The organism is Spirulina major PCC 6313 (genome assembly GCF_001890765.1).
Classification (GTDB): Bacteria; Cyanobacteriota; Cyanobacteriia; order Cyanobacteriales; family Spirulinaceae; genus Spirulina; species Spirulina major.
In genome coordinates, this window is sequence record NZ_KV878783.1 from 4,943,952 (window position 1) to 4,964,432 (window position 20,481).

The following is a 20,481-nucleotide window of genomic DNA, read 5'->3' on the forward strand; positions in this document are numbered from 1 at the left end:
GTACATCACTCCGGACGCACTCCCCCCGCTTTAGGTTTCTCGTCTTGTTGCGCCGCTAGTTCGGCTTGTAAGCGCGGCCATTGTTCAAGCAGAATGGCCGCCAGGGTAGCCACCATAAACCCAGCAATGAGGGAGAGGATCACAATCTGGAGGGGCGATCGCTGCACTGCACTAATCTCCGACTCCTCAATCACAGTCAGCGGCAAAAATTCCACACTATTGTCAGCGAGATCGTCCTGAATATCTTGGAAATATCCTTGTTGAAAGGACAGTGTAGCCTCGGCTCGCAGGAGTTCTGCCCGTTGTGTTTCGAGGGCTGTGCGACGAGCAATATTGTCGGGGGGAGTCACGGCGATCGCCGCATCCAACTTGGCGATCGCTTGCTTTACCTGGGCATCCTGCACAGCCAGCGTTCTCAATTCATCGGTGATTCTCTCATTCAGAGGGTCTTGCCACGCGATCGCTAATGCTGCCATCAGGGGTTCTGTCTGATCCTCTAACGGTGGTGCAGTGGCAGCCGTCAGGGTGAGGGCGATCGTATTGCTCGTGGCATCATAGGGAGCGGCACTAATACTTACTGCATCTGGTGTCACCGTCCCCACTGCTGTCACAGTCCACTGACCAATTTGACTCAGGGTTTTAGGGGCTGGGCGAGGGGTTTCAACCGGGTTTAATTGAGTCAACAGGCTATCCAAGGGATCGGGTTCAACCCCAAGCGTGATTGTTTGTTGATAGGTGGTGGTGGCTTGCAAGGCTGTTGTCGCCGTAGCCGCGATCGCCACCACTAGCGTCGTCACACCGATCAAGCGCCAGCGACGCTGAAAAAACCGAATAATATCAACTAGAGAAATTTCATCGTCATCATAAACTGGGGACTGTTCCGGATTCATCACCATAGTTTCAGAAAATGCCAGAGAGATTGAAATCTAGGCATAGCATACCCTGACCCTGCCGGTTCTCAAGCTGGGTCAGCGTTGAATCTGCTATTTTGACATTTCCCCCTTCCCCTTTGAGCAGAGATCCGGTATGGTTTCACAAGTGTTACGATTTAAACTTTCCTATTGAAGCGAGCTTTGACGGTCTTCACGATCTCAGTTCCTTCCCCGCAGCCTTCTTGTCCCCTGGGGAACTTTACCCCCTGTCTGACGTAAAATCGGAGGTCGAAGTGCAGAAGAGGTGTGCCCGAAATCGCAAACGTTCAAAACGCCGCGCAATCTATTGTCCCCACCATGGCTGCTATCTCGATAGTGTGAGCCAGAAGTATTCTCTCTATACGGAATCAGCGGGAACATTACAATCTCGTGGCATCTGTCGGTTATCAGCCCTGCTGTTAGTGGCGACCCATACCGCTGTCCCCTTAGTCGGGGAATGGCTCGAAGCCTTTTGGTGTCCTGAATGTCAAGAAAGCACCTGGTACTATGTACGGCAAGGGAGCGATCGCACCCATGAAATCCAGTCAGCGCCGAGAGAATTATGGATGCAAGCCACCGGGGTCATTAATGCCACAGGAAATCCTTCGGTGGGAGAGTTTACACGACGGCAGGCCAGGGCGCGATCGGGGGTGCGAGATTTTGGGATGGTTCGGTAGTATTTTGGTTGGATGTTTAGATGCTTAAAAAACGTCGATCTGTGACCTCACCTTCAGTTTTGCAGGATTTGGGGCGGCTCTGGGTTTATCTCAGTGGCCGACGGCGGCGACAGTTGGTGATGCTATTGGTTTTGATGATTGCATCTTCCCTCAGTGAGGTGGTGAGTCTGGGGGCAGTCATTCCATTTTTGGGAGCGTTGAGCAATGCGGAGCGGTTACTGACGAATCCTCGGCTAGAGCCTTGGCTGACTACGTTGCGGATCGTCACGGCCAATCAACTGGTAACGGTACTGGCTATTGTTTTTGTCCTCGCTGTTTTAATAGCTAATGGGCTGAAGTTGGTGACGGTTTATTACCAGACTCATTTGGGATCAGTAATTGGTAGTAATTTGAGCTGTCAAGTTTATGAAAACACTCTACATCAGCCCTATCCTTTCCATGTCCAACAAAATAGCAGTGATTTAATTCAACTTGTTACAACAGATACTAGTAGTTTAACTCAGGGTGTTCTAATTCCTGGTTTAGCTATTATCACCAACAGTATAACTACTGTTGCTTTGACTTGTGCATTATTAGTAATTGATAGTCAAGTTGTATTGATTTCTGCCGTTGTTCTAGGCGGAACCTACGGCTTGATATATCGCCAACAAAAGGCAATTCTTCGGCGCAATAGTCAGGTTATGACCGAAGCTGGTCAGGATCGGATTAAATCAGTCCAAGAAGGCATTGGTGGAATTCGGGATGTCCTTTTGAATAGTTCTCAAGGTTTTTTTCAGACGGTTTATGATCAGTGCGATCGCAAGGTTCGTCGTGCCATTGCTGACAACACCATTGTTCCATACACACCACGCTACACGGTGGAGGCGGTGGCAATGACAGCGATCGCTCTTCTTGCTCTAACCCTGGGGCGTGATGGTGATTTTAGCCAAGCCATTCCAGTCTTAGGAAGTTTAGCTTTGGGGGCAAACCGTCTCTTGCCTGTGTTACAGCAGTCTTTTTCTGCCTTAGCTCAAATACAAGGCAATTATTCAGCCCTAGATCGGGTTTTGCGAGGGCTTGAACGCTCAGTGAGTCCAATCCCTTTTCAATCCCAGCCTCGACCTCTGGAATTGACCCAATCTCTCCAATTATCCGAGGTCTGGTTTCGCTACCGACCAGAGCTAGACTGGACATTGCAGGATCTAAACCTAACCATTGCAGCAAGGACGACAGTAGGATTTGTGGGGAGTACCGGGAGCGGTAAGAGTACAACGGCGGATTTGATTTTGGGGTTGCTAGAACCAGAAAAGGGCCAGATTTTGGTGGATGGTCAGCCGTTGCAGGGGGAGCGATTGCGTCAGTGGCAGCAGGGGGTGGCCCATGTACCGCAGCATATTTTTTTGAGTGATGGCACGATTGCGGAAAATATTGCCTTTGGGGTACCAGTGTCAGCGATTAACCGGGGGCAAGTGGCTAAGGCGGCGCGACTAGCACAGATTGAGGAGTTTGTTTTGGGGTTGCCGGCTCAGTACGAGACCTATGTGGGGGAGCGAGGCATTCGCCTCAGCGGGGGACAGCGGCAGCGGATTGGCATTGCGCGGGCGCTTTATCGTAATACGTCGGTGATTGTGTTTGATGAGGCGACGAGTGCCCTGGATAATGCGACGGAGCGGGAGGTGATGGCGGCGATTGATGGGTTGAGTGGGGAGTTCACGATTATTTTGATTGCCCACCGGTTGAGTACGGTGGAGCGTTGTGATCATGTAGTGGAATTGGAACAGGGGCGGGTAGTGGCCCAGGGAACATATGAGGAGTTAATCGAGAATTCGCCTACTTTCCAACGGATGGCAGGTGTAAAGTAGTTTAGCAGAAGTAAAAAACAGTATCCTTATCACTGTGTTGTATGATTAGAACTCATTAAGATGCGTGCAATTCTTTTAGCCGCAGGACTAGGTACTCGGCTCCGCCCTCTCACAGCAACAATACCAAAGTGTCTTGTTTCCATTCATGGATCACCTTTATTAGCTATCTGGTTAGAACGACTCACCCAAGCAGGCTTTGGCCCTTTCTTGATCAATACCCACTATCTACCATCCTTGGTAGAGCAGTTTGTTAAAGATAGTGATTACAAAAATCAGGTTACTTTAGTTTCAGAACCAAAATTACGAGGAACGGCAGGCACATTGGTGTCAAACCTGGATTTTTTTGAAGGACAAGATGGGCTGCTGCTGCATGCTGATAACTACTGTTTGGCTGACTTTCAGGCTTTTCGCCAAGCCCACCAAAACCGTCCTGATCATTGTTTAATCACGATGATGACGTTCCGTACCCCTAGTCCTGAAACTTGTGGCATCGTCGGCTTGAATCAGGCAGGAGTGGTTACTGCTTTTCATGAAAAACAAGCTCATCCTCCTGGGAATTTGGCTAACGGTGCAATTTATCTCTTGAGTCCGGAGTTTCAGTCTATAGTGAGGAAGCAGTTCTCGGGTGCTACTGATTTTAGTACAGAAATTATTCCGTATTTGATAGGGCAGATTTTTACCTATGAAACTCAAGCACCTTTTATTGATATTGGCACGCTAGATGCCTACATGATGGCTAACCATTTGCCTCCACCTGAAAGTGGATCAATCTAAATTGTGTGTGATTCTATACATGGCTATCCGTCAACTCTCATAATTTGATGAAAAACTATATTAATAACTATGTTGAGCGTCTTCATTGTGCTCTCAATCAACCTGCGATGGATCAGGTTCCGCTATTGGCTGCACAACTGAGGCGGGCTTGGCAAGAACGCAAATGTATTTACTTATGTGGGAATGGGGGCAGCGCTGGTAATGCGGTGCATTTAGCCAATGACTTCATTTATGGAGCGGGGATGAAAGCTGGTGTTGGTTTAAAAGTAGAGGCGCTCAGTGCTAATCCCGCAGTGTTGACTTGCCTAGGCAATGACCTCGGTTATGATCAAATTTATGCCCAGCAACTTAGGGTCAAAGGTGAAGTGGGGGATGTTTTAATTGTATTGTCAGGGAGTGGTAATTCTGCCAATGTGGTGCAGGCATTAAATGTGGCTGATGAGTTAGGTATGGTGACTTGTGCTATCCTCGGATTTGATGGTGGAATGTGTAAAACCACTGCGCAAATTCCCATCCATTTTGCAGTGAATGATATGCAAATTGCAGAGGACATACAGTTAGTTGTGGGTCATATTTGCATGCAGTGGCTTTGCGAGGTTATTGGTGAAGACGCTGCAAGTCAAAAAGACAAAATAGCCCTTAGTTCGTTAAGCGCATGATTCATCGGTTTTTAGTCATTGGTAGCAACTCATTTTCTGGATCTCATTTTTGCCGTTATCTGATTCAGAAACAACAGTCTGTTTTAGGGATTAGTCGTTCTTCAGAACCTAATGATGTGTTTTTACCCTATCGTGGCTTGGGGAGGGATGAGCAGTTTTCCTTTCAGCAGATTGATTTAAATCACCAACTTCCGGAATTAATGGAGTACCTGCATGACTTCGATCCGGAATATGTGGTTAACTTTGCAGCTCAGGGTATGGTGGCTCAAAGTTGGCAGACACCAGAACATTGGTATCAAACTAATGTGGTTGCACAAGTTAAACTTCATGATCAGTTGCGCCATTTGTCTAGTTTGAAAAAATATGTGCATATTACAACCCCGGAGGCTTATGGTAGTACGGAAGGCTGGATTAAAGAGAATTTGCATTTTGCACCGAGTACACCCTATGCGGTTTCGCGGGCAGCTTGCGATCTACACCTGATGAGCTTTTTTAAGGCTTATCAATTTCCTGTAGTGTTTACTCGCGCCGCTAACGTCTATGGCCCTGGCCAACAGCTTTATCGTATTATTCCCCGCGCAATGCTTTATGCTCGATTGGGTAAAGTATTAGCCCTTCACGGTGGTGGACATTCCATTCGTTCATTTATCCATATTGAGGATGTTGCGGATGCTACCTATCGCACTGCGTTAGAAGGAGTGCTTGGGCAAACGTACCACATTTCTACATGGGAAACTGTTTCGATTCGAGAATTGGTTCAGAAAATTTGTGATTTGACTGGGGTGGCTTTTGAAGAGCTAACAGCAGTGACAGAAGAGCGGTTGGGAAAAGATCAGGCTTATTTATTAGATAGTGAAAAAATTCGTACTGAGTTGGGTTGGCAAGATCGCGTTTCTTTGGATGATGGTTTAGTTGCTACGTTAGCTTGGATTGATGAAAATCTTGCTACATTAAAATCTCTGCCTATGGAGTACATCCATAAGCCTTAGTTTTCGATATTTAGACGATTCAAATCATTGAGCATGGATATTTTATTAACTGGTGGATGTGGTTACATTGGGTCTGTTTTGACAGAGCAGTTGCTAGAAGATGGACATACAGTGTTGGTGGTTGATACTCAATGGTTTGGCAATTTCCTCAAGCCCCATCCTCGATTGACAGTATTAAAGCAGGATGTGCGAGAGGTGGATGCTATTCCGTTGCAGGGAATTGAGCGAATTATTCACCTCGCAAATATTGCCAATGATCCTGGGGTGGATCTAAACCCTACATTGTCTTGGGAGGTAAATGTGTTGGCGGCTCAACAACTAGCAGATCGGGCCCAGCGGGTTGGAGTGAAACAGTTTTTGTTTGCTAGTTCGGGTAGTGTGTATGGGGTCAAGGATGAACCCCAGGTGACGGAAGACCTCAGTTTAGTACCGATTTCGGTATACAACAAAACTAAGATGGTGGCGGAGCGGGTGCTGTTAAGCTATCAAGATGTGTTTCAGGTGCATTGTATTCGGCCTGCAACGGTGTGTGGGATATCACCACGTATGCGTTTGGATGTAAGTGTGAATATGCTTACTTTTCAGGCGTTGAAGAATGGCAAGATTACGGTATTTGGGGGGCAGCAAACTCGGCCCAATATCCACATTCGGGATATGGTGAATGTCTATCGTCATTTCCTTGCCCATCCGGAGTTGCCATCGGGGGCGTACAATACAGGATTTGAGAATATTTCGATTTTAGATATTGCAGAGCGAGTACAGAAGCGAGTGGCGGCGGAGATCGTTGTTACGGAGTCGAATGATCCCCGCTCTTATCGGCAAAATTCAGATAAGCTGCGGGCTACGGGTTTTGAGCCTCAGTATTCGGTGGATGATGCGATCGCAGAAATTATCGACAAATATGAATCTGGGGAATTGGTGGAAAGCGATCTCTGTTATACGGTGCGGTGGATGAAGCATTTAAATCTTTGAAAGTTATCTAGCGAAAATATCTGAAGATTGGCTGAAATACATAATTAGCCGAATAAACTAATGAAATTAGCCGAATAAACTAATGAAAGCAGTTATCCTCGCTGGAGGTCTAGGAACACGACTTTCTGAAGAAACTTACCTCAAACCTAAACCAATGGTGGAAGTCGGTGGCAAGCCTATTTTGTGGCATATTCTCAAGATTTACAGCCATTTTGGCATCAATGAGTTTGTCATTTGCTGTGGGTACAAGGGGTATTTAATTAAAGAATACTTTGCTAACTATTTCTTGCATACTAGTGATGTCACTTTTCATATGGATATTGATAACCATATGGAGGTACATCAACGGAAGAGCGAACCCTGGAAAGTTACTTTGGTTGATACTGGGGAATTGAGCCAAACCGGTGGGCGATTGGGTCGGGTGCTTCCCTATTTGAATGGGGAATCCTTTTGCTTTACCTATGGTGATGGTGTAGCTGATGTGAATATTGCTGCGTTGATTGAACATCACCGTCGCTCTGGCCTACAGGCAACTTTAACGGCAGTCCAGCCCCCAGGGCGTTATGGGGCGTTGCATCTGGAAGGAGATACTGTCCTTCAGTTTCAAGAAAAGCCTGATGGCGATAATGCTTGGATCAACGGTGGTTTTTTTGTCTTAGAGCCGACGGTACTGGAGCGAATTCATGGAGATAGTTGTAGTTGGGAATCAGAAATTCTGCCCCAGTTGGCAACTGATGGACAACTTGCTGCCTATAAACACTCAGGATTTTGGCAGCCGATGGATACTTTGCGCGATCGCACCCGTTTAGAAGAACTTTGGGCCGCAGGTACAGCTCCTTGGAAATTGTGGTGATCAATACATCCCCGCCTTATGGTCAGATCAATCTAGAATTTTGGCGCGATCGCCGGGTTTTAATAACCGGACATACCGGATTTAAAGGCAGTTGGTTGACGTTCATCTTGCTCCAACTTGGTGCTCAAGTCTGGGGTTATGCACTATCCCCAGAGACTACCCCCGCTTTGTTTAGTGCTCTGAGCTTGGTTGATAATAAAGCAGATTGTCTTGATGGTCAGTTGCATCACCGGATTGGCAATATTAATGATGAGGAATCCCTAAAACACTGCGTAGAGGACGCTCAACCTGAAGTCGTTTTTCATCTAGCTGCCCAGCCCTTAGTGCGCCAGAGTTATGTTGACCCCTTAGGAACGTGGAATACCAATGTTTTAGGCAGTTTACGGGTGTTAGCTGCACTCCAGTCATTACAACATGCCTGTGCTGTTGTGATGGTAACAACAGATAAGGTCTACGAAAATCGAGAGTGGCCTTACGGCTATCGCGAGACCGATGGTTTAGGAGGGCAAGATCCCTACAGTGCTAGCAAGGCAGCGATGGAGTTAGGGGTTGCCAGTTGGCGCTCTAGCTTTTGTGGCAATGCCCCACATCAAAATCCGTATCTCGCTATTGCTACAGCTAGGGCCGGGAATGTCATTGGCGGGGGAGATTGGTCTGGCGATCGCATTGTGCCGGATGCAATGCGGGCTTTGGCTACTGGTCAGGCTATTCCGGTGCGGAATCCGGCGGCAACGCGGCCCTGGCAACATGTGATAGAACCGCTCAGTGGCTATCTGTTGTTAGCCCAATGTCTTTACAGTCAGCAATCTTGCGATGCGGTGAATCCGAATCCCTATGCTTGCCCCTTTAACTTTGGTCCAGATGTAGAGTCTAATCGGTCGGTACAGGATTTAGTTGAATCGTTGTTGCACTATTGGCCGGGGCGGTGGCTAGCAACAATCTCTGGGGTGGCTCCCCATGAAGCTAGGTTATTGCATTTGGTGAGCGATCGCGCTCGGCAAAGATTGGGCTGGAAACCCCGCTGGGATTTTTCAACAACAGTAGAGCGCACGGTGAATTGGTATCGTCGCGTTGAAGCTGGGATACCCGCGTTCCAGTGTTGTTTGGAGGATTGGCAGGCTTACTATGTGGGGGAGGATTATGACTGAACTTTTCCCTACATCCATCTCAGGGGTTGTGGAGTTGGTGGGAAAACCTTTTTATGATCGCCGAGGTGCTTTTCTCAATGCCTTTCGTTGTCAAGAGTCTGCTTTTGCAGTCGCTTGGGGAGATCGGGCGATCGCTCAAGTTAACATCAGTCTGACGAAAACGTTAGGTGCTATTCGTGGTCTACATTACCAAGCTGCCCCCCACAGTGAAGCTAAAATGGTGCGTTGTTTGCGGGGTCGGGTTTGGGATGTAGCGGTGGATTTGCGTTTAAATTCACCTACCTATGGACAATGGTATGGGGTAGAATTAAGTCCTAGTAAAGCCAACGCCTTGCTGATTCCTGAAGGATGTGCCCACGGGTTTCAGGTGTTAGACGAGAACAGCGAGTTGCTTTATTTACATTCGGGGGCATGGGTTCCCGAAGCCGAAACTGGAGTTCGCTGGAATGATGATCAGCTTGCGATTTCGTGGCCTCTGCCCGTTACTGAAATGAGCGATCGCGATCGCTCATTGCCCTCTTTCTCTCAGCTATGACTTATTCTTGTCGCCATTGTGGTGCTCCCCTTATTCATGAGGTAATTGATCTTGGTCATCAACCCCCCAGTAATGCTTATTTGACCGCAGCGCAACTGTTGGAACCGGAGATGACCTATCCGTTGAAGGTCTATCTTTGTACAAGTTGTTGGTTAATGCAGTTGCCTGCCCATGCGGCGGCGGCGGAGTTGTTTACGGCGGATTATGCTTATTTCTCTAGTACCTCTACCAGTTGGTGTACTCACGCTGAACGGTTTGTGGCATCAGCAACCCAACGGTTAGGGTTAGGTGTTCACAATAGGGTGGTGGAAATTGCCAGTAATGATGGTTATTTGCTTCAGTATGTGCAGCAGCGAGGCATTCCCTGTTTGGGCATTGAACCCACTCGGGCAACGGCAATGGCAGCGAAGGCTAAAGGGATTGAAACTCTGGAGCGGTTTTTTGGGGCTTCGTTGGCATCTGAGTTAGTTGCTAGCGGTAGTTTGGTGGAAGGTGGGGCTGATTTGGTGGTTGCTAATAATGTGTTAGCTCATGTACCAGATATCAATGATTTCATGACGGGGATCGCCCGTCTCCTGAAGCCAACGGGGCGAGCAGCGATCGAGTTTCCCCATCTATTACGGTTGTTGGCGGGAAACCAGTTCGATACGATTTACCATGAGCATTACAGTTACCTCAGTTTGCGAGTGGCGCAACGTCTCGCGACCAAGGCCGGGTTAGTGGTGGAAGATGTGGAGGAGTTGCCCACCCATGGGGGGAGTTTACGGGTGTGGTTCGCGATTCAGGGGCAGGCTCAATCTACGGTGGCGGTGGATGCTGTATTGGCGGCGGAAGAGGCGGCAGGTTTGGAAAACCCGATGGCCTATACTCATTTCCAGCAGCGGGCAGAGGAAGTTAAGCATGATTTGTTAGAGTTTTTGTTGAGGGTTAAGAAGAAAGGGCAACGGGTGTTGGGTTATGGAGCGGCTGCGAAGGGCAATACGTTGCTGAATTATGCCGGAGTAAAGCCGGATCTGTTGCCGGTTATCTATGATGCGGCAAAGGCTAAACAAAATAAGTTTATGCCAGGGAATCATATTCCTATTCTTCCATCGGATCAAATCTTGATCGAGAAGCCGGATTATGTGTTGATTCTGCCTTGGAATATTGCTACAGAGGTGCGTCAACAAAATGCTTTATTGGAGAGTGATGGAGTCCAGTTTGTCACAGCAGTGCCAGAGATAAGTATTCTATGAAGCCACGAATTTACTACACCAAGCCATCAATTACGGAGCTAGAGGTGGGCTATGCTACAGATGCGGCTCGTAATGGCTGGGGCGATCGCTGTTATGAATATATTGGTAGATTCGAGGAAGCATTTAAAACTCATCTTGGTGTGAAATATGCGATCGCAACTTCGAGTTGTACGGGGGCGTTGCATATGGGTATGGCAGCGTTAGGAATCGGGCCAGGTGATGAAGTGATTCTGGCAGATACCAATTGGATTGCGACTGCTGCCCCAATTGTCCACCTAGGTGCAAAACCCGTATTTGTAGATATTTTGCCTGATAGCTGGTGCATTGACCCTGAGTTAGCAGAGGCTGCTATTACATCCAGAACAAAAGCGATCGTTGCCGTTCATTTGTATGGCAATTTATGCGAAATGGATCGTTTGCTGGCTATTGGCGAGAAATATGGAATTCCGGTTATTGAGGATGCAGCAGAGGCGATCGGCTCGGTATATCACGGTAAACGGTCTGGTAGTATGGGTAAGTTTGGGAGTTTCTCCTTTCACGGGACAAAGACACTGACCACTGGTGAAGGTGGTATGTTTGTCACCAATGATGGTGATTTATATGAAGCGGTGCTAACTCTCTCTAATCATGGACGCGCTAGAGGGCAAACTAAGCAGTTTTGGGCTGATATGATTGGCTTTAAGTATAAAATGTCCAATATTCAAGCAGCGATCGGTTTTGCTCAGGTGCAACGTATTGATGAACTAATCAATCGGAAACGCGAGATTCTAAAATTTTATAAAGATCACCTTGAGTGTCTTAATGGTGTATCAATGAATCCTGAGCCAGAGGGAACAACCAACGGTGCATGGATGCCCACAATTGTTTTTGACAAACAAACTGGCATTACTCGCGAACAGCTACAATCTCTTTTTAAATCAGGAAATATAGACGCAAGAGTTTTCTTTTATCCCCTATCAAATTTATTGATGTTTGAGGGTAAGGAAGTAAATGTTAATTCATGGAATATTCCAACTAGAGCAATTAACTTACCTAGTTATCATGATATTAGCAATCAAGATATTAAACGAGTCGCCCAAGAAATAGTAAATAGATTTTATCCACAAAAAAGCTAAGTAAGATGGATCAATTAATCAAAGTGATGATTGCTGGTATTGGAGGAGCTTCCCTTGGTACAGAAATCTGTAAATCTCTCAAACTAGCGAAGATATATGATGTATTTGGATGTGATATTTCTGCTACTGCTTATGGTATGTATGAAAATGACTTTTCAGATACCTATCATATATCCTCTAACAGCTATGCGAGAAATGTACTAGATGTATGTGTTGATGCTGGAATAAAATGGCTAATCCCCGGTGGCGAACAGCCAATGCAGATATTAAGTCAGGAAACGGAAATGTTTGCTAAGGCTAATATTCATGTAGTCGCTAATTCACTTGACTTAATATCTATTTGCTCAAATAAGAAGCTAACGTTTGGTAAATTGCCTGAGTTAGGGATATTAATTCCTAAGACTATTGCGATACAAAGTAAATCAGATTTAGATCACATTGGATTGCCATGTATTGTTAAGCCTTCAACAGGAACGGGTGGAAGTGTTTCCGTCTTTTTTGCTGTTAGTGTTGAGGAAGCAATGGTTTATGCCGAGTTTATTAAGCGTAATGGAAGCGAACCTATCGCTCAAGAATATATTGATATTAATGAAGGCGAATTTACCATTGGTGTTTTATCTCTTCCCAATCAAAAAATTGTTGGATCAATCGCTCTAAGACGCGAATTAAGCGCGAAGTTGTCAGTTGCTTATCGAGGGCGTGGTGGTATCATTTCTAGCGGCTATTCACAAGGCTATATAGGCGAATATCCAGAACTTTGTAAGCAAGCGGAGGATATAGCTAAAGCACTTAATAGTGCTGGTCCTATTAACATCCAAGCAAGAGTCAGGAATGGGCAGCTTATGCCATTTGAGATTAATCCACGATTTTCAGCATCAACATACCTTAGAGCTATAGCTGGTTTTAATGAAGTTGATATAATGCTTCGTTATTTAGCTTTGCAAATAGAACCTCAAAAACCATTAATTCAGACTGGTTGGTACTTGCGTAGTTTAACTGAGCAGTATGTTTCAGAAGAGGTCTTAAGATGACAATACGTTGGATTACGCCATTGCTGGGTACGGCTGCTTTTAATGGTGTTCAGGGTATTACAGATATTACTGTTGTTGATGTTCGAGATCTTGTGGATAAAGCTGGAAATAATAGCAATGCAATCTTAAATAAAATTCATCAGGCGATTGATTTAATCACACAAGGTAAACGTACTGTAGTTTGTTGTGACTATGGAATGTCTCGGAGTAATGCCATCGCCGTTGGTATTATCGTAAACTTAGAAAAAATCCCTTTTAATCAAGCTTTACGTCAAGTTCAAGAAGCTACGGGCGAAGCAGAAATTAAGCTTGACCCACTCAACGCAGTCCGTCAGGCTCTAGGCGTAAATATTAAAAAAGCAAAGTACAGTCAATATAGGAATATTTTAATCACGGGTGGGCGGGGATTCATTGGTACTGCTTTACAAGAGGCTTTAATTAATAGTGAATTTAGGTTAATATCTCCAACTCGTGAACAGATTGATATTGTTGCTGGTAGTACCAAGCTAGATCTATTAGCCAGTGAAGAAAATATTGATTGTATTGTTCACTTAGCAAACCCTAGAGTTTATACTTCTAACATTGCTATGGGGCACACTCTGACAATGTTGCGTAATATCATTGATGTATGTCTTGCAAAAGATATTCCTTTGATTTATCCATCAGGTTGGGAAATCTATTCTGGATATGCTGGCACAATTCATGTTGACGAATCCACACCAGCGTTGCCTCGTGGTCCTTATGGAGAAACAAAATACCTTTCAGAATTATTAATAGAGCATTGTTGTCGTACTCGTGGCTTACGTTGTGCTATGTTACGCTCTAGCCCAGTTTATGGCTCAATGTCTGATAAACCTAAGTTCATATTTAATTTCTTTAAAAAAGCAATTCAAGGACAGAAAATAGTTACCCATCGCTATATGAATGGCAATCCAAAATTAGACTTACTCCATATTGATGACTTTGTATCATCCATCATTGCTACTCTCAAGTCTAGATTTATTGGTAATCTCAATATAGGAACTGGACAATTAAATTCAACTTTACAAATTGCCGAAATGATTAGAGATGAGTTAGGGAGTCCTAGTATGATTGAACAAATAGAAGTAAATACGGAGGTTGCATCAATTGCAATGAATTATGGGCGAGCTAATCTTGAGTTGGGCTGGGAGCCCATAACACCTTTTAATCAAGGTTTGAAATCTCTCCTATCTCAAATTTCTACTAATTGAGTCAAAAATGGATACCAAAAAAGAGAAAGAACTACAAGAAGAATTTACATGGGCTAGATCTAAAATGTTTGCTGATTACAACGGCATTTTAGGCTACTACCAAGCGAAAGCTTGCTTAGAACATTCCCGTGGTGACAGCCTATTAGATATGCCATGTGGCGATGGCACTTTAACTTCGCTTTTAGCTTCAGATTTTAAGATAGTTGTTGGGTTAGACGCTTCTAGTCAGCACCTTGCATTAGCCAAAGAAAACCTACCAAGTGCAGAATTTCATGAGGGCTTGATTGAGGAATTTGAGACTAGCCAAAAATTTGACACTATAACAATGCTTAATATTCTTGAGCATGTAGTAGATCCAGTAGGGGTCTTACAAAAAGCGGCGAGCTTGCTGAATGACAATGGAATTTTATTAGTTCATGTACCTAATGCACTGGCTGTAAATCGAAGACTAGCAGTATTGATGGGAACTCTGACCCACTGCGAAGAACTCTCACCTTTCGATATTCAAGTCGTAGGACATCGCCGTTCTTATTCACTGTCAACTCTCTGCAATGATATTGAGCAAGCTGGACTTAAAGTTAATGCAACTGGTGGCGTATTTTACAAGTCTCTCTCTACTCCTCAAATGAATTGGTTCTTAGAAAATGGACTATGGGAAGAAGGTGGATTTGGTTGGGGACGAGTTGGGGGCGAGAAAAAAGACTGGAAAGCAGAATTTTGTCGCGCATCTTATGAGCTAGGTAAACAAAACCCTGAAGACTGTAATATTATCTATGCTTGTATTACAAAGTGATTAACTCATTCCTGAGTACAGGACAAAACTTTGGATTTCAGGTCTTGAAAATGGCTGAAAGTTAGACTCAGTAAGGATCTGCGGTAATTTAGCCTAGGATCTTTGTATATCAAGAGTTTCAGCTTTTTTGTCCTGTACTGAGAACTCATTCAGCCAAAAGGAAATTCAGTGAATCCATTAGACTCTTTTAAATCTCAAGTTGAAGCTAATATCACGGGACTTGGAGCGGACAAAGATATTCAAGCTATGTCTCGAATATGGTCGCGTGAAACTAATCGTAATGGTTATACATATAATTATTCATGGTTAGGTCGCCCTATTATCCAGTATCCGCAGGATATGGTGGCAATGCAAGAATTGATCTGGAAAGTGCAGCCAGATTTAATTATTGAGACGGGTATTGCTCATGGTGGATCACTAATTTTTTCGGCTTCCATTCTAGAACTCAATGCTATTTGTGGTGGTTGCCAAGATGCAGAAGTATTGGGCTTAGATATTGATATTCGCGCTCACAACCGGGAGGAGATCGAGGCGCATCCGATGTTTAAAAGAATCTCAATGATTCAAGGATCTAGCATTGATTCAGAAATTATTGAGCAGGTTAAAGAAAAATCCAAAGGAAAACAAAGAATCCTTGTTTGTTTAGACAGCAATCATACTCATGATCATGTACTTGCCGAGCTAGAAGCCTATGCACCGCTAACCTCTGTGGGTAGTTATTGCGTGGTATTTGATACCCTGATTGAAGACCTGCCCGATGACATGTTTGGCGATCGCCCCTGGGGGCCAGGCAACAACCCCAAAACCGCCGTATGGGAATATTTGAAAAATCATCCTGAGTTTGAAATTGACGAAAGTATTCAACACAAGCTACTAATCACCGTCGCTCCAGATGGCTATTTAAAGCGGGTTCATTAACATCAAACAAAATGACTTTTAGAAGACATAGGTAAGAAATACAATCATGAGAAATTTAAACTTTTAAGTAATGAAGACGTATTGTGCCATTTACGATTTCGCCCTTCTGCCTTATGCACTTGGTGATGTCATGACCTGGTGTGTAAAAACTGCAATGAAAGCGAAAGAAAGAGATTGTCGATATGTTGATATTTACATACGAGTTTCTTCCGAAAGCTATGCAATCAATCTTCAAACAAAACACGTCTGCCCCAATAATTATCAGATTTTCTTAAGCGAATTATATCCAGCCTTCCAGGCTCATCCGCTTTTACGTAACCTACACATTTTTTCTGATCCTGATAATTTATTGAAAAGTATATCTGCTCAAGAAACCTACGAAGATATAGAAACCCATGAAGTTGAGAGCTACAAACAAATTGCTCTGGAGAAAGCCTCTAACCAAGACAAAGATAATTATTTGATTTGCCAAGTTAAAGCACATAATGATATTAATCAATACTATGATACTTATCAAGAAATACCTAAGTTGAAAACCTCGGTTGCCAATTCAGACTTAGATTTTCTTTTTTCTGGTATTTTTAAAAATAAATTTGTTGTTTTAATACAACCTAGACTCAGAAAAGTCGATCGCGGATTTGGCGGTGATTTGACCTATAATCGGGACTCTGATTATCTTGAGTGGTTTGACTTTATTCACCGAGCTGAAGAAAAGTATCCACAGGTAATTTTCGTTCTGTTGGGGCGGCTTTCAGAGAAACCTTTATCCCTACTTCGTCTCAAAAATGTTTTCAGCTTAAGAACATTGGGTTGTACCCTTATCCACGAAATCGGTATGTTTGAGCGATCGCATTTGTTTATAGGTGCTTCTTCTGGTTTTGCCGCAGTAGCTAATTTCACGAATATCCCTTATTACATTACGAAAATCACACAGAATGTTTGTAAAGTATATGAAATACCTTACGGTTCTTCACGTTTACCATTTGCGTCGCCATCTCAAACTTTAGTTTACCAGGATGAAACTTCTCATTTATTCAGTGAGCTTCTAGAAAAAAAACTAAGTCTTTCCGATCTCCCGTCAAATGTCCTTGTTGAAAATGATACATCACCAGTTATCGATTTATTCACAACTGAATATGAATTTAGGGCAGCAGCTTTTAAGTTTTCGACCGTATCTAGAGTGGATATTTCTAAAAAATCCGAATCACTAGAAGTTGCATTAGTTTTAAAAGATGCGATCCGCCAAGGATTTGAGTTAGCCAATAAGAAAAATATACGGGAACTTCATGAGTTGCTTAATCATCTATCTAACAACTTTTCTCCACAATTAGACATTGTACCAGAATATTGGAAACTATATGCCTTGATATCAAGGGCGAAAGAGGATAAATTGCAAGAGCAACTGTATGAAAAAAAGTTTCAAGATTTAGCGAAAAAGCGATCTATATGGCTATGTTATAGAAGTATAATTTGGTATTCCAAAGTGTTTCTATTCAAAGAACTAAAATTAGTCGCAAAATTCTTTTCCATTGTGTCTAAAAAGCTAAAAAAATCTATCAAGTCATGGACAAATGTAAATAGCTAACATAGTCAATGGACTTTTCCCTTTTAATGTCGATAAGATTTTAAGATTTGTGGATAAATGAAGCTTAATTTTGCAGACCAACAGAAAATACTTTAATAACATTTTTGTATGTTAAAAAAAAATCTGCTCACTATTATAATAACCACTAAAAATAGGTGTGAAACAGCTCGTGAATCTATTGCCTTAGCAAGACGAGTAGGGAATGAATTAGACGTAGAAGTGCTGGTTCAAGATTGTAGTGATGACAACAGTCTGAGCATTATATTAGAGGATATTGGGCTACTACATCGTATTAATTATCAACATACACACCCTGTCTCGATGACTGAAAATTGGAATAATGCTGTGAGAAGAGCTAATGGAGAATATCTTATTATAATAGGGGATGATGACGCAGTCCTTCCTACAGCACTGACCGTTGCTCAATGGGCTAAAAGGAACTCTATTAAAGCGGTTAAGCAACAAACATTTGATAACTACTGGTGGTCTAATGTTCCTAGTAATCGTCTTGCTAGCTTATTTGACTATGTTTTGACTCATTCCGGTACCTCGCAGGAGTCCCACTGCCACCTTGCTTGGGCGCAGTTCTTTGCTTCAGGTCATATCCCTAATGTATTTGTGGGAGCTTACCATAACCTTGTTCATCATTCAGTATTTGATGAGTTGCTAGAGCGTACTGGAAAATACTTTGATAGCTTTAATCCAGATTACTATTCTTGTTTTGCTATAGGATGCCTTTTGAATTCTTATTATACTCTCGATTTTCCATTTACTATTGTCGGCAAATCACTTAAGAGTAATTCAAATCGTTCTTTTTCAGAGTCATACTTCCATTTCACTGAATACACAGACTATAAAATACCAAGTCTGTTTCCAAACACTCTTATACAGTTTTCTGATGAATCTATGCGCTTGGGTGCATTTAGAGTATCTATTTATCATTCGTATATTGTTTTAATAGCTAACCTTGAGTCACTGCTTAAAGTGAGAGATTATTTTCGAGAGTCTAACTATTTTTATAGTCAAGAATTTCTGGATTATGTTAATTTCCCCAAACTTTACTCTTTCGCGATCTGTTTAGAGCCTTATCAGATTTTCAAGCATATAAGTCAATATGAAAGTGTGAGAATTGTTTTTAATGGAAAGGTGATTGCATGGTATGCTAAATTAATAAGTAATTATCTTGCAACATTCAAAATATTAGGGACTCATGTTATATCTTCATGTGAGTTAATAATTAAAACTATAATCAAAAGAATGTTTAAGGGGTGGTACGATAAGTATAAGTTGCGTGTCACAGTTAGCGGATCTTCAGAACGTCACGATACATGTAGGTGTAAAACTCTAACAAGCGCTGTGGAGCTAAAAATGTCCACACTCAATGACTTGATGATTAACTAGAGCTTACTGTTTAGATGGCCGGTATTACACTGTAAATTGATGCCCAACCCAACCACATGACTATCCCAAACTTCCCTGACATTGCCGCCCAACTGCGCGCAAATGTAGTGCAGATGTCTCATCAGGCTAAGGCTGCTCACCTTGCTTCTGCTCTATCCTGCGTGGATATTTTAACCGTACTGTATGGTCAAGTCTTGAATATTGACCCTGCCCAGCCCCAACACCCCGATCGCGATCGCTTTATCCTCAGCAAAGGCCATGCTGCTGCTGCTCTTTATGCCACCTTGGCTTGGAAAGGCTTAATTTCCCCCGATCAACTACCCACCTATGGCAAACAACACTCACTCTTGGAAGAACACCCTTCCCCCAAACTGCCCGGAGTCGAAGCAGCGACTGGGTCTTTAGGTCATGGTCTACCCATCGGCAACGGTATGGCCTTAGCTGCTCGCATTCAGAGACAAGACTATCGAGTCTTTGTCCTGATGAGTGATGGTGAGTGTAACGAAGGGTCGGTATGGGAGGCAGCGATGTTTGCCGCTGCTCAGGGGTTAGATAATCTGACGGCGATCGTGGACTTTAACAAATGGCAGGCCACGGGGCGCTCTCAAGAAGTTCTCCAACTCGACCCCCTAGCGGATAAGTGGGTGAGCTTTGGTTGGACAGTGACTGAGCTAGATGGCCACGATCATGACCAGTTACTCGCCGCACTCACCCAACCCTCTAACGGTCGCCCCCATGCCATTGTTGCCCACACCATCAAAGGAAAGGGAGTTTCCTTCATGGAAGATGACAACAACTGGCACTATCGGGTGCCAACTGAACAAGAAGTACTCGACGCGAAAGTTGAGCTAGGAGTCCTATGAGAAATGCCTTTGCCAAAGCAGTCACTGAGCTGGCGACTCAGAACCCAGACCTCGTATTGCTGGCGGGGGACATTGGCAACCGAATGTTTGATGGATTTAAGAGTCAGTATCCGACCCGGTTTTATAACTGTGGTGTTGCCGAGGCAGGAATGACCGGTATCGCCGCCGGGTTAGCTGCATCCGGTTTACAGCCAATTACCTACACCATTACCCCTTTTAATACCCTGCGTTGCTTAGAACAAATTCGCGATGATGTCTGCTACCCTGACTTACCCGTAATTCTAGTAGGCACAGGTGCAGGTTTATCCTATGCCAATTTAGGAGCAACGCATCACTCAATGGATGATATTGCTGCCCTACGAATTTTACCGAATATGCATGTGATTTGTCCTGGCGATCCAGTAGAAGTTGGCTTGGCCGTGACCGCTGCCTTGGAATTGAAGCGACCAACCTATATTCGGATTGGTAAAAAAGGAGAGCCAGTTATACATCATCAGCCGCCCACCTTCCATATAGGACAAGGAATTGTCTTGCAAGAGGGTACAGATATTGCCTTGGTTAGTGTAGGAAATGTTCTGCCGATAGCAATGGAATCTGCTCAAATTCTTACCGAGAAAGGTTTATCCATTGGTTTGGTGAGTCTCCATACGGTCAAGCCCCTTGACTATAACCTTCTCACCGATCTTTTCAATCGCTATCATCAAATTGTAGTGGTTGAAGAGCATGGTCTTGCCGGTGGTGCAGGGAGTGCTATTTTGGAGTGGGGCTGTACTCAAGGAGTAGATCTTCGCAAGCTGCGATGTTTTGCTGGGCCTGATCGCTTTCTGAGTGCCTGCGGCAATCAGCAACAAGCTCGGGCTGCCATTGGTTTAGATCCCGCTTCTATTATCCAGAGTTTGGTGCAGGGGTGGGACTGCTGATGATGCTCGGATTAGATTTTGATAACACT

Annotated in this window: 20 protein-coding genes; 19 read left to right on the plus strand and 1 reads right to left on the minus strand. The window is 44.1% G+C overall.

Annotated elements, in window-relative coordinates; genetic code table 11:
- Positions 1-5: 5 nt before the first annotated feature.
- Positions 6-896 (minus strand): Wzz/FepE/Etk N-terminal domain-containing protein, encoded by an 891-nt coding sequence (locus tag SPI6313_RS21855; protein ID WP_072622894.1) that lies wholly within the window; start codon positions 894-896, stop codon positions 6-8.
- Positions 897-1,165: 269 nt separating this feature from the next.
- On the opposite strand from SPI6313_RS21855, the gene SPI6313_RS21860 reads away from it, so the two are divergent.
- The 19 genes from SPI6313_RS21860 to SPI6313_RS21950 all read left to right on the plus strand — a co-directional run bounded on the left by SPI6313_RS21860 (position 1,166) and on the right by SPI6313_RS21950 (position 20,452).
- Positions 1,166-1,588, plus strand: coding sequence for a hypothetical protein (locus tag SPI6313_RS21860; protein WP_139276732.1), 423 nt, complete (start codon positions 1,166-1,168; stop codon positions 1,586-1,588).
- 41 nt (positions 1,589-1,629) lie between these two features.
- Complete coding sequence (locus SPI6313_RS21865) at positions 1,630-3,429, plus strand: ABC transporter ATP-binding protein (protein WP_217650706.1); 1,800 nt, start codon at positions 1,630-1,632, stop codon at positions 3,427-3,429.
- A gap of 60 nt (positions 3,430-3,489) precedes the next feature.
- Positions 3,490-4,203, plus strand: coding sequence for a nucleotidyltransferase family protein (locus SPI6313_RS21870; RefSeq protein ID WP_072622896.1), 714 nt, complete (start codon positions 3,490-3,492; stop codon positions 4,201-4,203).
- A 47-nt stretch (positions 4,204-4,250) separates the two neighbouring features.
- A complete protein-coding gene (locus SPI6313_RS21875; protein WP_072622897.1) occupies positions 4,251-4,862 on the plus strand; it encodes an SIS domain-containing protein in 612 nt (203 codons plus the stop codon).
- A complete protein-coding gene (locus SPI6313_RS21880) occupies positions 4,859-5,851 on the plus strand; it encodes an NAD-dependent epimerase/dehydratase family protein (protein WP_072622898.1) in 993 nt (330 codons plus the stop codon). The genes SPI6313_RS21875 and SPI6313_RS21880 overlap by 4 nt, the downstream gene beginning before the upstream one ends.
- A gap of 33 nt (positions 5,852-5,884) precedes the next feature.
- Entirely contained in the window at positions 5,885-6,823 is a 939-nt protein-coding gene (locus tag SPI6313_RS21885) for an NAD-dependent epimerase/dehydratase family protein (RefSeq protein ID WP_072622899.1), read from the plus strand.
- 82 nt (positions 6,824-6,905) lie between these two features.
- The gene (gene rfbF, locus SPI6313_RS21890; RefSeq protein WP_072622900.1) at positions 6,906-7,676 is read left to right on the plus strand and encodes a glucose-1-phosphate cytidylyltransferase; all 771 of its coding nucleotides are present in this window, start codon (positions 6,906-6,908) and stop codon (positions 7,674-7,676) included.
- Positions 7,673-8,824, plus strand: coding sequence for a CDP-glucose 4,6-dehydratase (gene rfbG / locus SPI6313_RS21895; protein ID WP_217650707.1), 1,152 nt, complete (start codon positions 7,673-7,675; stop codon positions 8,822-8,824). The genes rfbF and rfbG overlap by 4 nt, the downstream gene beginning before the upstream one ends.
- Positions 8,814-9,359, plus strand: a complete 546-nt coding sequence (gene rfbC / locus SPI6313_RS21900; protein ID WP_072623287.1) for a dTDP-4-dehydrorhamnose 3,5-epimerase — start codon at positions 8,814-8,816, stop codon at positions 9,357-9,359. Before rfbG ends, rfbC begins: the two co-directional genes overlap by 11 nt.
- The gene (locus SPI6313_RS21905; RefSeq protein ID WP_072622901.1) at positions 9,356-10,594 is read left to right on the plus strand and encodes a class I SAM-dependent methyltransferase; all 1,239 of its coding nucleotides are present in this window, start codon (positions 9,356-9,358) and stop codon (positions 10,592-10,594) included. Before rfbC ends, SPI6313_RS21905 begins: the two co-directional genes overlap by 4 nt.
- On the plus strand, positions 10,591-11,709 hold the full coding sequence (locus SPI6313_RS21910; RefSeq protein ID WP_072622902.1) for a DegT/DnrJ/EryC1/StrS family aminotransferase: 1,119 nt from the start codon (positions 10,591-10,593) through the stop codon (positions 11,707-11,709). The genes SPI6313_RS21905 and SPI6313_RS21910 overlap by 4 nt, the downstream gene beginning before the upstream one ends.
- Positions 11,710-11,714: 5 nt before the next feature.
- Complete coding sequence (locus SPI6313_RS21915; protein ID WP_072622903.1) at positions 11,715-12,740, plus strand: ATP-grasp domain-containing protein; 1,026 nt, start codon at positions 11,715-11,717, stop codon at positions 12,738-12,740.
- Entirely contained in the window at positions 12,737-13,972 is a 1,236-nt protein-coding gene (locus SPI6313_RS21920) for an NAD-dependent epimerase/dehydratase family protein (protein WP_072622904.1), read from the plus strand. Before SPI6313_RS21915 ends, SPI6313_RS21920 begins: the two co-directional genes overlap by 4 nt.
- A gap of 7 nt (positions 13,973-13,979) precedes the next feature.
- Positions 13,980-14,765 (plus strand): class I SAM-dependent methyltransferase, encoded by a 786-nt coding sequence (locus SPI6313_RS21925; RefSeq protein ID WP_072622905.1) that lies wholly within the window; start codon positions 13,980-13,982, stop codon positions 14,763-14,765.
- A 168-nt stretch (positions 14,766-14,933) separates the two neighbouring features.
- Entirely contained in the window at positions 14,934-15,683 is a 750-nt protein-coding gene (locus SPI6313_RS21930) for a cephalosporin hydroxylase family protein (RefSeq protein ID WP_072622906.1), read from the plus strand.
- 70 nt (positions 15,684-15,753) lie between these two features.
- The gene (locus tag SPI6313_RS21935) at positions 15,754-17,268 is read left to right on the plus strand and encodes a hypothetical protein (protein ID WP_072622907.1); all 1,515 of its coding nucleotides are present in this window, start codon (positions 15,754-15,756) and stop codon (positions 17,266-17,268) included.
- Positions 17,269-17,376: 108 nt separating this feature from the next.
- Positions 17,377-18,669, plus strand: a complete 1,293-nt coding sequence (locus tag SPI6313_RS21940) for a glycosyltransferase (protein ID WP_072622908.1) — start codon at positions 17,377-17,379, stop codon at positions 18,667-18,669.
- A 56-nt stretch (positions 18,670-18,725) separates the two neighbouring features.
- On the plus strand, positions 18,726-19,532 hold the full coding sequence (locus tag SPI6313_RS21945) for a transketolase (protein ID WP_072622909.1): 807 nt from the start codon (positions 18,726-18,728) through the stop codon (positions 19,530-19,532).
- Entirely contained in the window at positions 19,529-20,452 is a 924-nt protein-coding gene (locus tag SPI6313_RS21950; protein WP_072622910.1) for a transketolase family protein, read from the plus strand. Before SPI6313_RS21945 ends, SPI6313_RS21950 begins: the two co-directional genes overlap by 4 nt.
- Positions 20,453-20,481: the final 29 nt, after the last annotated feature.